The 12,289-nt window shown below is 60.5% G+C and carries 12 protein-coding genes; 11 read left to right on the top strand and 1 reads right to left on the bottom strand.

Annotated features, from left to right (window positions below):
- Nucleotides 1-30: 30 nt before the first annotated feature.
- From hfq to ACJ8QF_RS20425, 11 genes are all read left to right on the top strand, one after another.
- Entirely contained in the window at nucleotides 31-339 is a 309-nt protein-coding gene (gene hfq, locus ACJ8QF_RS20475) for an RNA chaperone Hfq (RefSeq protein ID WP_004933678.1), read from the top strand.
- Between the two features lie 98 nt (nucleotides 340-437).
- Nucleotides 438-1,718: a ribosome rescue GTPase HflX gene (hflX, locus tag ACJ8QF_RS20470; protein ID WP_004933675.1), complete on the top strand. Its 1,281-nt coding sequence runs from the start codon at nucleotides 438-440 to the stop codon at nucleotides 1,716-1,718.
- A gap of 68 nt (nucleotides 1,719-1,786) precedes the next feature.
- Nucleotides 1,787-3,037, top strand: coding sequence for an FtsH protease activity modulator HflK (gene hflK, locus ACJ8QF_RS20465; protein ID WP_442537803.1), 1,251 nt, complete (start codon nucleotides 1,787-1,789; stop codon nucleotides 3,035-3,037).
- Nucleotides 3,038-3,040: 3 nt separating this feature from the next.
- Nucleotides 3,041-4,045, top strand: coding sequence for a protease modulator HflC (hflC, locus tag ACJ8QF_RS20460; RefSeq protein WP_004933669.1), 1,005 nt, complete (start codon nucleotides 3,041-3,043; stop codon nucleotides 4,043-4,045).
- A gap of 63 nt (nucleotides 4,046-4,108) precedes the next feature.
- On the top strand, nucleotides 4,109-4,309 hold the full coding sequence (locus ACJ8QF_RS20455; protein WP_004933666.1) for a DUF2065 domain-containing protein: 201 nt from the start codon (nucleotides 4,109-4,111) through the stop codon (nucleotides 4,307-4,309).
- A gap of 98 nt (nucleotides 4,310-4,407) precedes the next feature.
- A complete protein-coding gene (locus tag ACJ8QF_RS20450; protein WP_004933663.1) occupies nucleotides 4,408-5,706 on the top strand; it encodes an adenylosuccinate synthase in 1,299 nt (432 codons plus the stop codon).
- Nucleotides 5,707-5,939: 233 nt separating this feature from the next.
- On the top strand, nucleotides 5,940-6,365 hold the full coding sequence (nsrR, locus tag ACJ8QF_RS20445) for a nitric oxide-sensing transcriptional repressor NsrR (protein ID WP_004933660.1): 426 nt from the start codon (nucleotides 5,940-5,942) through the stop codon (nucleotides 6,363-6,365).
- A gap of 59 nt (nucleotides 6,366-6,424) precedes the next feature.
- Entirely contained in the window at nucleotides 6,425-8,899 is a 2,475-nt protein-coding gene (gene rnr, locus ACJ8QF_RS20440) for a ribonuclease R (RefSeq protein ID WP_265261472.1), read from the top strand.
- Nucleotides 8,900-8,960: 61 nt separating this feature from the next.
- Entirely contained in the window at nucleotides 8,961-9,692 is a 732-nt protein-coding gene (rlmB, locus tag ACJ8QF_RS20435) for a 23S rRNA (guanosine(2251)-2'-O)-methyltransferase RlmB (RefSeq protein WP_004933653.1), read from the top strand.
- A gap of 116 nt (nucleotides 9,693-9,808) precedes the next feature.
- Nucleotides 9,809-11,437, top strand: a complete 1,629-nt coding sequence (locus ACJ8QF_RS20430) for an isovaleryl-CoA dehydrogenase (protein ID WP_021504938.1) — start codon at nucleotides 9,809-9,811, stop codon at nucleotides 11,435-11,437.
- A gap of 66 nt (nucleotides 11,438-11,503) precedes the next feature.
- Nucleotides 11,504-11,902 carry a DUF350 domain-containing protein gene (locus ACJ8QF_RS20425; protein WP_016929354.1) on the top strand — a complete coding sequence of 133 codons (399 nt, stop codon included), beginning with the start codon at nucleotides 11,504-11,506 and terminating at the stop codon, nucleotides 11,900-11,902.
- Here the strand turns inward: ACJ8QF_RS20425 and ACJ8QF_RS20420 are convergent.
- Nucleotides 11,899-12,174: a DUF1471 domain-containing protein gene (locus tag ACJ8QF_RS20420; protein ID WP_033633541.1), complete on the bottom strand. Its 276-nt coding sequence runs from the start codon at nucleotides 12,172-12,174 to the stop codon at nucleotides 11,899-11,901. The two genes, ACJ8QF_RS20425 and ACJ8QF_RS20420, sit on opposite strands and share 4 nt — an antisense overlap.
- Nucleotides 12,175-12,289 lie beyond the last annotated feature (115 nt).

The raw sequence follows: 12,289 nt of genomic DNA, 5'->3' as shown, positions 1-12,289 counted from the left end.
CAAACAACAAGCAAATAAGGAAAAGATAGAATGGCTAAGGGGCAATCTTTGCAAGATCCGTTCCTGAACGCATTGCGTCGTGAACGTGTTCCGGTTTCTATTTATTTGGTGAATGGTATTAAGCTGCAAGGCCAGATTGAGTCTTTTGACCAGTTTGTCATCCTGTTGAAGAACACGGTTAGCCAGATGGTGTACAAGCACGCTATCTCTACCGTTGTCCCGTCACGCCCGGTTTCGCATCACAGCAACAACCCGAGCGGCGGTTCAAGCAACTATCACCATGGCAACAATCCGTCTGCGCAGCAACAGCCGCAGCAGGAAAGCGATGACGCTGAATAAAGCGCGTTGCAAGTCAACCATGACGGGGAGCATAAGCAGCCGCGGGCTGTTTATGTCCCCCAAACTCACGGTGAGTGTCCGTTTGAGAGGTTGCACGCTTGTTTGACCGTTATGAAGCCGGTGAGCAGGCCGTACTGGTTCATATCTATTTCTCGCAAGACAAAGATACGGAAGACCTCAACGAGTTCGAATCGCTGGTCTCCTCAGCCGGTGTCGAAGCTTTGCAAGTGGTGACTGGTAGCCGCAAAGCCCCGCATCCGAAGTACTTTGTCGGCGAAGGAAAGGCCGAAGAAATTGCAGATGCGGTGAAAGCCAGCGGCGCGTCTGTTGTCCTGTTTGATCATTCCCTTTCCCCGGCGCAGGAAAGAAACCTCGAGCGCCTGTGCGAATGCCGGGTGATCGATCGCACCGGGCTGATTTTAGACATCTTTGCCCAGCGTGCCCGTACCCATGAAGGTAAGCTGCAGGTGGAGCTGGCGCAGTTGCGTCACATCGCCACGCGTCTGGTACGCGGCTGGACGCACCTGGAGCGGCAAAAAGGGGGGATTGGCCTGCGCGGGCCGGGGGAAACCCAGCTTGAGACCGACCGTCGCCTGTTGCGCGATCGCATCAGCTTGATTCTGCGCCGCCTGGAGCGGGTAGAAAAGCAGCGTGAACAAGGCCGACGCGCGCGGACCCGCGCCGATGTGCCGACCGTATCGCTGGTGGGCTACACCAACGCCGGCAAATCCACCCTGTTTAACCGAATAACGTCTGCCGAGGTGTATGCGGCGGACCAGCTATTTGCCACCCTGGATCCTACGTTGCGGCGCATTGACGTGCCGGACGTGGGGGATACCGTGTTGGCGGATACCGTAGGCTTTATCCGGCACCTGCCGCACGATCTGGTGGCCGCCTTCAAGGCGACGCTGCAGGAAACGCGCCAGGCATCTCTGCTGCTGCACGTCATCGATGCCGCAGATCCGCGCGTCGATGAGAACATCGAAGCGGTGAACACCGTGCTGGCGGAGATAGACTCGGATGAAATTCCTACACTGTTAGTGATGAACAAAATAGATATGCTGGACGATTTTGTGCCGCGTATCGACCGCAACGACGAAAACCTGCCGATCCGGGTGTGGCTGTCCGCCGCCAGCGGAGAGGGTATTCCGTTGCTGTATCAGGCGTTGACGGAGCGCTTATCGGGGGAGATCGCGCATTACGAATTGCGCTTACCGCCACGGGCAGGCCGTCTTCGCAGCCGTTTTTACCAGCTTCAGGCGATTGAAAAAGAGTGGAACGAAGAAGACGGCAGCATTGGCGTGGTGGTGCGAATGCCGATCGTCGAATGGCGTCGTCTCTGCAAGCAAGAACAGGACCTGATTGACTTTATCGTATGATCATATCCTGTTACATTTATGCTTCGCGAAAGCCTGAAGTACCCAATCACAGAATATGGAGCTAAAACATGGCGTGGAATCAGCCCGGTAATAACGGACAGGACCGCGACCCGTGGGGGAGCAGCAATAACAATGGCGGCAACTCTGGCGGTAACAACAAAGGCGGTCGTGATCAAGGGCCACCTGATTTGGACGATATCTTCCGCAAACTGAGCAAGAAATTGAGCGGTTTCGGCGGGGGCAAAGGCTCCAACAGCAATAGCGGCGGCACCGGCACCTCTGGTCCGGGCTTCAGCGGCCGCATTATCGGTATCGCGGCGGTCGCCGTGGTGGTGATCTGGGCCGCCAGCGGCTTCTACACCATCAAGGAAGCCGAGCGCGGCGTCGTGACGCGTTTCGGTAAGTTAAGCCATCTGGTGCAGCCGGGCCTGAACTGGAAGCCGACCTTCATCGACGACGTGCGTCCGGTGAACGTGGAGTCCGTGCGCGAATTGGCAGCGTCCGGCGTGATGCTGACCTCCGATGAAAACGTGGTGCGCGTGGAAATGAACGTGCAGTACCGCGTGACCAACCCGGAAGCGTATCTGTTCAGCGTCGTCAATGCCGACGACAGCCTGAGCCAGGCGACCGACAGCGCCCTGCGCGGCGTGATCGGCAAATACTCGATGGACCGCATCCTGACCGAAGGCCGTACCGTGGTGCGTAACGATACGCAGCGCATGCTGGAAGAGACCATTCGTCCTTACAACATGGGCATCACGCTGCTGGACGTCAACTTCCAGGCGGCGCGTCCGCCGGAAGAGGTGAAGGCGTCGTTCGACGATGCGATCGCCGCGCGTGAGAACGAGCAGCAATACATCCGTGAAGCGGAAGCTTACGCCAACGAAGTTCAGCCGCGTGCGAACGGCCAGGCGCAGCGTCTGCTGGAAGACTCCAAGGCTTATAAGGACCGCACCGTCCTGGAAGCTCAGGGTGAGGTGGCGCGCTTTGCCAAGCTGTTGCCGGAATACAAGTCTGCACCGCAGATCACCCGCGAGCGTCTGTACATCGAAACCATGGAAAAAGTGCTGGGCCATACCCGTAAGGTGTTGGTGAGCGACAAAGGCAACAACCTGATGGTGCTGCCGCTGGATCAGATGCTGCGCGGCCAAGGCGCGGCGACGGAGAGCGGCAACAAGGATACCAGCCTGATTCGCCTCAATCCGAATCCTGCGCCGGCTGCCAACAGCAGCGCTCCGCGCACCAGCGGCGGATCGGTTATGGATCAGCGCCGGGCGAATGCGCAGCGTGACGACACCACTCGCGTAGGGAGAGAGTAATCAATGCGTAAGTCTTTTGTAGTTATTGTCCTCGCGGTGCTGGTGGTGCTGTACGCTTCGCTGTTCGTGGTGCAGGAAGGCCAGCGCGGCATCGTGCTGCGCTTCGGCAAGGTTCTGCGCGATGGCGAAAACAAGCCGCTGGTGTATGCGCCGGGTCTGCACCTCAAGATCCCGTTCATTGAGACCGTGAAGAACCTGGATGCGCGTATCCAGACCATGGACAACCAGGCCGATCGCTTCGTGACCAGCGAGAAGAAAGACCTGATCGTCGACTCCTATCTGAAGTGGCGCATCAGCGATTTCAGCCGTTACTATCTGGCGACCGGCGGCGGCGACGTCTCCCAGGCCGAAGTGCTGCTGAAACGCAAGTTCAGCGACCGTCTGCGTTCCGAAATCGGCCGCCTGGACGTGAAAGACATCGTGACCGACTCGCGCGGCAAGCTGATGTCTGACGTGCGTGACGCGCTGAACACCGGCACAGTGGGCGACGGCGAAGAAGTGGCGACCACCGAAGCCGATGACGCTATCGCCTCTGCGGCGGCGCGCGTTGAGCGGGAAACCACCGGCAAACAGCCGCAGGTGAACCCGAACAGCATGGCGGCGCTGGGCATCGAAGTGATCGACGTGCGTATCAAGCAGATCAACCTGCCGGCCGAAGTGTCCGACGCCATCTACCAGCGTATGCGCGCCGAGCGTGAAGCGGTAGCCCGTCGTCTGCGCTCGCAGGGCCAGGAAGAAGCCGAGAAACTGCGCGCCAGCGCGGACTACGAAGTGACTCGTACCCTGGCGGAAGCCGAGCGTCAGGCGCGTATCACCCGTGGTGAAGGCGATGCCGAAGCAGCCAAGCTGTTCGCCAACGCGTTCAGCCAGGATCCGGACTTCTATGCCTTTATCCGCAGCCTGCGCGCCTATGAAGCCAGCTTCAAGGACAACCAGGACGTGCTGGTACTGAGCCCGGACAGCGATTTCTTCCGCTACATGAAGTCGCCTGATACCCTGCGCAAATAAGCGCGGGAGGCAATCTGATCGAGGGCCCGTTTATGCGGGCCCTTTCTCGTTTTTGGGGGATGCATGAACTCAACGATTTGGCTGGCGCTCGGGCTGGTTCTGGTGCTGGAAGGATTGGGGCCGATGCTGTTTCCGCAGGCCTGGCGCAAAATGATTGTGGCGATGTCGCAGTTGCCGGACGCGACGCTGCGGCGATTTGGCGGTGGAATAGTGGTTGCGGGCTGCGTGATCTACTACATGTTGAGCGGCCGCACGGGTCTTTAAAGTCTAGCCCAAAATTTATGCAATCGTATGCTAAAAGTGCTGAAAATCGAAAATTACGGTGGTAGAATCCATTTTTAAGCAATCGGTGATTTTGAAAAATGGGTAAGAACGTCGTCGTACTGGGCACCCAATGGGGTGACGAAGGTAAAGGCAAGGTTGTAGACCTGCTGACTGAACGGGCTCAATATGTTGTGCGCTACCAAGGTGGCCATAACGCTGGCCACACTCTGGTAATCAACGGTGAAAAAACCGTTCTTCATTTAATTCCTTCAGGTATTCTGCGTGAAAACGTCACCAGCATCATCGGCAACGGTGTTGTTCTGGCGCCGGACGCGTTGATGAAAGAAATGGGTGAACTCGAAGCGCGTGGCATCCCGGTACGCGAACGTCTGTTACTCTCTGAAGCTTGCCCGTTGATCCTGCCTTACCACGTTGCGTTGGATAACGCGCGTGAGAAAGCGCGCGGCGCGAAAGCGATCGGCACCACCGGTCGCGGCATCGGCCCGGCTTACGAAGATAAAGTGGCTCGTCGCGGCCTGCGCGTCGGCGATTTGTTCAACAAAGAAACCTTCGCCGTTAAGCTGAAAGAGATCGTCGATTACCACAACTTCCAGCTGGTCAACTACTACAAAGTTGACGCCGTCGATTATCAGGCGACGCTGGACTACGTGCTGTCTATCGCCGACATCCTGACCGCCATGGTGGTTGACGTTTCCGAACTGCTGGACGGCGCGCGCAAGCGTGGCGACCTGATCATGTTCGAAGGCGCTCAGGGCACCCTGCTGGATATCGACCACGGTACTTACCCGTACGTCACCTCTTCCAACACCACCGCCGGCGGCGTGGCTACCGGTTCCGGCATCGGCCCGCGTTATGTGGACTACGTGCTGGGCATCGTGAAAGCCTACTCCACTCGCGTGGGTGCAGGTCCGTTCCCAACCGAACTGTTCGATGAAACCGGCGAGTACCTGTGCAAGCAGGGTAACGAGTTCGGCGCCACCACCGGCCGTCGTCGTCGTACCGGCTGGCTGGACGCGGTAGCGGTGCGCCGCGCCGTGCAGATCAACTCCCTGTCCGGCTTCTGCCTGACCAAACTGGACGTCCTGGACGGCCTGAAAGAAGTGAAGATCTGCGTGGGCTACCGCATGCCGGACGGCCGCGAAGTGGACACCACTCCGCTGGCGGCTGAAGGCTGGGAAGGCATCGAGCCTATCTACGAAACCATGCCGGGCTGGAGCGAAACCACCTTTGGCGTGAAAGAGCACAGCAAGCTGCCTCAGGCTGCGCTGAACTACATCAAGCGCATCGAAGAAGTGACCGGCGTACCGGTAGACATCATCTCTACCGGCCCGGATCGCAGCGAAACCATGATCCTGCGCGACCCGTTCGACGCATAATCAGGCTTTGCGGCACTAAACAAACCGGGCGCGTCCCGGTTTGTTTTTATCCTGACTCCCTCCGATTGCGGTTTCACGTCAAAAAATCCTTTCATAAACCCGCCTTAGGGCGCGGGATTCGCTAAATAATTAGCGACGAACTCTCCGGCTGGTTTATTATCCAATGAGTAATCTTTTGAATAGCGCCGAAAAGCGGCGTATCAGACGGGTAAAGTGATACCCAGAGGTAAGATGTGCAGTTAACAAGTTTTACTGATTATGGCCTGCGGGCGTTGATCTACATGGCCTCGTTGCCGCAGGACAAGATGACCAGCATCTCGGAAGTGACCGAGGTTTATGGCGTGTCTCGCAACCATATGGTGAAGATCATCAATCAGTTGAGCCGGGTGGGGTTTGTCACGGCGGTGCGCGGTAAGCATGGCGGCATCCGTTTGGGCAAACCGGCCGAGAGCATTCGCCTCGGCGACGTGGTGCGGGCGCTGGAGCCGCTCGCGCTGGTTAACTGCAGCAGCGAGTTTTGCCACATCACCCCTGCCTGCCGATTGAAGCAGGTGCTCCACCAGGGCGTACAGAATTTCCTTGAAGAGCTGGATAAGCATACGTTGGCCGACATGGTCGAAGACAATCCGCCGCTCTACAAGCTATTGCTTGTCGAATAAAACGACGTTGAGAAGACAAGGCTCAACGTCATCCTGCTGATGACAACGGAGGAACCGCAATGTCACAAGATCCATTCCTGGAACGAGAAGCAGAAAAATACGAATCCCCTATCCCCAGCCGTGAATATATCCTGGCCCATTTGGCGAAAAGAGAAACGCCGGCCAGCCGCGAAGAACTGGGCAACGAATTGGGTCTCAGCGGTGAAGAACAGCTGGAAGCGCTGCGCCGCCGTCTGCGCGCCATGGAGCGCGATGGTCAGTTAGTGTTTACCCGTCGCCAGTGCTACGCGCTGCCGGAACGTTTGGATCTGCTGCGCGGCACGGTGATCGGCCACCGTGACGGCTATGGCTTCCTGCGCGTTGAAGGCAGCAAAGACGATCTCTATCTGTCCGCCGAACAGATGAAAATGGCGATCCACGGTGACGTGGTGCTGGCGCAGGCCTTGGGCGCGGATCGCAAAGGGCGCCGCGAAGCGCGCATCGTGCGCGTGCTGGTGCCGAAAACCAGCCAGATCGTCGGCCGCTTCTTCATGGACGCCGGTACCGGCTTCGTGGTGCCGGACGACAGCCGTCTGAGCTTCGATATTCTGATCCCGGCGGACAGCGTCAGCGGCGCGCGCATGGGCTTTATGGTGGTGGTGGAGCTGACTCAGCGTCCGACCCGCCGCACCAAAGCGGTCGGCAAGATCGTCGAGATCCTCGGCGACAAGATGGGCACCAGCATGGCGGTGGACATCGCGCTGCGCACCCATGAGATCCCGCATACCTGGCCGCCGCAGGTGGAAAAACAGGTGGCCGATCTCAGCGAACAGGTGCCGGAAGCGGCCAAGAAGGGCCGCATCGATCTGCGCAAGCTGCCGTTGGTCACCATCGACGGTGAAGACGCGCGCGACTTCGATGACGCCGTGTACTGCGAGAAAAAACGCGGCGGCGGTTGGCGCCTGTGGGTGGCGATCGCCGACGTCAGCTACTATGTGCGTCCGCGCACCGCGCTGGACGACGAAGCGCGCAGCCGCGGCAACTCGGTCTATTTCCCGTCGCAGGTGATCCCGATGCTGCCGGAAGTGCTGTCCAACGGGCTGTGCTCCCTGAACCCGCAGGTCGATCGCCTGTGCATGGTGTGCGAGATGACCATCTCCGCCCAGGGGCGCCTGTCCACGGCCAAGTTCTACGAGGCGGTAATGAGCTCTCACGCCCGCCTGACCTACAACAAGGTGTGGCACATTCTGCAGGGCGATCAGGAGCTGCGCGAGCATTACCATCCGCTGGTCAAGCACCTGGAAGAGCTACACGCCATGTACAAGGTGCTGGATAAGGCGCGCGCCGAGCGCGGCGGCATCGCGTTCGAAACCGAAGAAGCCAAATTCATCTTCAACGCCGAGCGTCGCATCGAGCGCGTAGAGCCGACGGTGCGCAACGACGCCCACAAGCTGATCGAAGAGTGCATGATCATGGCCAACGTGGCGGCCGCGCGCTTCGTCGAGAAACGCAACGAGCCGGCGCTGTACCGCGTGCACGATCGTCCAAGCGACGATCACATCTCCGCGTTGCGCAGCGTGCTGAGCGAACTGGGGCTGACGCTGGGCGGCGGCAATAAGCCGCAGCCGAAGGACTATGCGGTGCTGATGGATGAAGTGTCTGAGCGCCCTGACCACGAAATGCTGCAAACCATGTTGCTGCGCTCGATGAAACAGGCGATTTACGATCCGGAAAACCGCGGCCACTTCGGCCTGGCGCTGGCCTCTTACGGCCACTTCACCTCGCCGATCCGCCGTTATCCGGATCTGGCGCTGCACCGCGCGATCAAATATCAGCTGGCCAAAGAACACGGCGAGCCGAAAGAGCGCTGGACGCCGACCGGCGGCTGGCACAGCGAATTTGAAGAGATGCTGCAGCTGGGCGAACACTGCTCGATGACCGAGCGCCGCGCGGACGAAGCGACGCGCAACGTCGCCGACTGGCTGAAGTGCGACTTCATGCAGGATCACGTCGGTGAAGTGTTCAGCGGCATCATCTCCAGCGTGACCGGCTTCGGCTTCTTCGTGCGCCTGAACGATCTGTTTATCGACGGGCTGGTGCACGTATCAACGCTGGATAATGATTACTATCGCTACGATAATATCGGCCAGCGCCTGATCGGCGAGTCTTCCGGCACGGTCTATCGCCTGGGAGATACGGTGGAGATCCGCGTGGATGCAGTGCATATGGACGAGCGCAAGATCGACTTCGCGCTGGTGTCCAGCACCCGCAAAGCGCGCGGTGAAGGCAAAACCGAGCGCGATCGCGCCAAGAAGGGCGGCCAGCGCACGCTGCGCGACAGCGGTAGCGCGGGGCGCGGCAAGCGCCGCGGCGGCAAACCGCCGGCCAACTTCGAGCCGGACAGCGCCTTCCGCAAGCAGGATGACGCCAAGCCCGCGGACAACGTGAAGAAGGCGAAGAAGAAAGCCAAGAAAGCGTCCGACAAAACGCGGAAAATCGCGGCGGCGACCAAAGCCAAACGCGCAGCCAAGAAGAAAGGTGCCGAGCAGGCTTAACCTGCCGCACATCGTTACCATCGGCCGGTTATCGCCGGCCGCACGAATTTAAAAGAGCATCATGAGCGAAATTATTTACGGCATCCACGCCGTCAAAGCCCTGTTAGAGCGCGACCCGCAACGCTTCCTGGAAGTGTTTATCCTGAAAGGCCGCGAAGATCGCCGCCTGCAACCGCTGATCGCCGAGCTGGAAGCGACCGGCATCGTGATCCAGGTGGCGAACCGCCAATGGCTGGATGACAAGGTTGAAGGCGCGGTGCACCAGGGGATCATCGCCCGGGTGCGCGAAGGGCGCCAGTATCAGGAGAACGATCTGCCGGGCCTGCTGGAAAGCGTGGAGACGCCGTTCCTGCTGGTGCTGGACGGCGTGACCGACCCGCACAACCTCGGCGCCTGCCTGCGCAGCGCCGACGCGGCCGGCGTGCACGCGGTGATCGTGCCGCGTGACCGTTCCGCCCAGTTGAACGCCACCGCCAAGAAAGTGGCCTGCGGCGCCGCCGAAAACGTGCCGTTGATCCGCGTGACCAACCTGGCGCGCACGCTGCGTCTGCTGCAAGAGATGAATGTCTGGGTGGTGGGCACCGCCGGCGAAGCCGACCATACGCTGTATCAAAGCAAAATGACCGGCCCGATGGCGCTGGTGATGGGCGCGGAAGGCGAAGGCATGCGCCGCCTGACCCGCGAACACTGCGACGAGCTGATCAGCATCCCGATGGCCGGGACCGTCTCTTCGCTGAACGTGTCGGTCGCCACCGGCATCTGCCTGTTCGAAGCGGTGCGTCAGCGCGGCTGATTCTCCTGACGGGGGCCGCGAGCCCCCGTTAATTCCCCCTCTTGTGATCCCGCCTGCGGCAGAAATCCCTGCGCCGACCATACTTACTCCTGACGCTTTTTTCAGGGAGCACTCTCATGGTCTGGACTACGCACACCGTTTTTAACCAACCCAAGCCGCTGGGCAACAGCAACCTGTTTCTCTCCGATACGCCGCTGCGTGAAGCGTTGCAGCGCGAGCAAGGCGGTTGGGACGCCGAGGTATTGGCTTCGCTGGGCCAGCAGCTCGGCACGCAGGAGTCGCTGGAGCTGGGACGGCTGGCCAACGCCAACCCGCCGGAGCTGCTGCGCTACGACGCCACCGGCCAGCGACTGGACGACGTCCGCTTTCACCCGGCCTGGCATATCCTGATGCAGGGGCTGATCGCCAACCGGGTGCACAACCTGCCCTGGCAGGAGGATGCGCGCATCGGTTCCTTCGTGGCGCGCGCCGCGCGCTTTATGCTGCATGCGCAGGTCGAGGCCGGCACGCTGTGCCCGGTGACCATGACCTTCGGCGCCACACCGCTGCTGCAGCAGGCGTTACCGGCCGAGTTTCGCTCCTGGCTGACGCCGTTGCTGTCGGATCGTTATGACGCTCACCTGCTGCCGGGCGGGCAAAAGCGCGGCCTGCTGATCGGCATGGGCATGACGGAGAAGCAGGGCGGCTCCGATGTCTTGAGCAATACCACCACCGCCACGCCGCTCGGCGCGCGCGGGCCGGGCGAAGCCTACCGGCTGGTGGGGCACAAGTGGTTCTTCTCGGTGCCGCAGAGCGATGCGCACCTGGTGCTGGCGCAGGCCGAAGGCGGGCTGTCCTGCTTCTTCCTGCCGCGCATTTTGCCGGACGGCAGCCGCAACGCCATTCGCCTTGAGCGGTTGAAAGACAAGCTGGGCAACCGCTCCAACGCCAGCAGCGAGGTGGAGTTTCAGGACGCCACGGCCTGGCTGCTGGGCGATGAGGGCGACGGGGTGCGGCATATCCTGAAGATGGGCGGCCTGACCCGTTTCGACTGCTCGCTGGGCAGCCACGGCCTGATGCGCCGCGGGCTGTCGGTGGCGCTGTATCATGCGCTGCAGCGGCAGGCGTTCGGCAAGTTGTTGATAGAACAACCGCTAATGCGCCAGGTCTTGGCGCGCATGGCGCTGCGGCTGGAAGGGCATACCGCGTTGCTGTTCCGGCTGGCCCGCGCCTGGGAGAGCCGCAGCAATGAAGGCGAACTGATCTACAGCCGGCTGCTGACCCCGGCGGCCAAATACAGCATTTGCCGTCAGGGCATGCCGTTCATCGCCGAGGCGATGGAGGTGCTGGGCGGCATCGGTTACTGCGAGGAGAGCGAGCTGCCGCGCCTGTACCGTGAAATGCCGGTGAACAGCATCTGGGAGGGCTCCGGCAACATCATGTGTCTGGACGTGTTGCGCAGTCTGCATAAACTGCCGGGCGCGCTCGAGATGTTGCAGTTCGAGCTGCAGCCGGTGCGCGGCCAGAATCGGTTGTTCGATCACGCCTGGCGGCAGTGGCAGCAGCGCGCCCGGCAACCGCGTGAAGAGATGGGGCGGCTGCTGACCCAGCAGCTGTTCGACCTGTGCTGCGCCGCGCAGCTGCTGCAGCACGCCAGCCCGCAGATAGCCGACGCCTGGTGCCACCTGACGCTGGATCACCGCGGCGAGAGCCTGCTGTCGGCCGAGGTGTGCGAACTGCTGCTGAACCGCGCCATCGGCGGTTAGGGAAAAGGGTGGCGCGCGGCGGCGAAAACCTTTTTAATTCAGCCTCACTCTGACAGGAAAATGCACATGGATATTCTCAGCGCGTTGGCGGCGTTCGCCTCTTACTTCTTCAGCGGCTTCGCCATGATTTTGGTGTTTCTGTTCGTCTATACCCGCATCACCCCGCACGACGAATGGGCGTTGATCAAGGCCGATAATCAATCCGCCGCCTTTGCCTTTATCGGCGCTTGCCTGGGGTATGTGATCCCGCTGGCCAGCGCGGCGATTAACTCGATCAGCCTGCTGGATTACCTGCTGTGGGGTGTGGTGGCGCTGGTGGTGCAACTGCTGCTGTTCGCGGCCGTGAAGATCTACATGCCGCGCATCAGCGAAAAGATCGAAGCGAATCACCTGGCCGCCGGGATTTTCCTGGGGGGCGTCTCCGTTAGCGGCGGCGTGTTGAATGCGGCTTGCATGAGCTACTAAAGGTATAAGATGGCCGAGGCGCGCCAGCCAAGCGGGTGCGCCTGCTCTTCCATCCGCAGGATGCGGTAATAGCTGGCGCCGTGTTGGCCGGCAGTGCGGGCGATGGCCAGTTCCGCTTCCTGCGGCGAGCCGGGCAGATCGCTGAAGGTGATCTCGGCGATTTCACTGAGCGGCGTCACGCGATCGGCGGGCGCCAGCTCGGCGGACTGTGCGCCGGTGCTGAGCAACCCCATGGAAAGCAAGAGGGAGGTGAGTGCGGTGGAGCGTTTCATGGCGTTCCCCTTCGTCAGATCCTGAATCGCACCCGCAACATGCGGCATGCTGTCCCTCAGTGTGCAACACCCTGCTTCAGCCTGTGCAAAGCCAGTGTAAATCTGCTTAAAAAAT

This window comes from Serratia sp. CY81684 (assembly GCF_052166595.1).
GTDB classification, from domain to species: domain Bacteria; phylum Pseudomonadota; class Gammaproteobacteria; order Enterobacterales; family Enterobacteriaceae; genus Serratia; species Serratia nematodiphila.
Note: the sequence above shows the minus strand (reverse complement) of the source record. Positions and strands in the feature narration are given on the sequence as shown.

Excerpts from the sequence above, each read along its gene's own strand:
- hfq (WP_004933678.1), top strand. The coding sequence starts at position 31 with ATGGCTAAGGGGCAATCTTTGCAAGATCCGTTCCTGAACGCATTGCGT.
- hflK (WP_442537803.1), top strand. The coding sequence starts at position 1,787 with ATGGCGTGGAATCAGCCCGGTAATAACGGACAGGACCGCGACCCGTGG.
- hflC (WP_004933669.1), top strand. The coding sequence starts at position 3,041 with ATGCGTAAGTCTTTTGTAGTTATTGTCCTCGCGGTGCTGGTGGTGCTG.
- ACJ8QF_RS20455 (WP_004933666.1), top strand. The coding sequence starts at position 4,109 with ATGAACTCAACGATTTGGCTGGCGCTCGGGCTGGTTCTGGTGCTGGAA.
- ACJ8QF_RS20450 (WP_004933663.1), top strand. The coding sequence starts at position 4,408 with ATGGGTAAGAACGTCGTCGTACTGGGCACCCAATGGGGTGACGAAGGT.
- rnr (WP_265261472.1), top strand. The coding sequence starts at position 6,425 with ATGTCACAAGATCCATTCCTGGAACGAGAAGCAGAAAAATACGAATCC.
- rlmB (WP_004933653.1), top strand. The coding sequence starts at position 8,961 with ATGAGCGAAATTATTTACGGCATCCACGCCGTCAAAGCCCTGTTAGAG.
- ACJ8QF_RS20430 (WP_021504938.1), top strand. The coding sequence starts at position 9,809 with ATGGTCTGGACTACGCACACCGTTTTTAACCAACCCAAGCCGCTGGGC.
- ACJ8QF_RS20425 (WP_016929354.1), top strand. The coding sequence starts at position 11,504 with ATGGATATTCTCAGCGCGTTGGCGGCGTTCGCCTCTTACTTCTTCAGC.
- ACJ8QF_RS20420 (WP_033633541.1), bottom strand. The coding sequence starts at position 12,174 with ATGAAACGCTCCACCGCACTCACCTCCCTCTTGCTTTCCATGGGGTTG.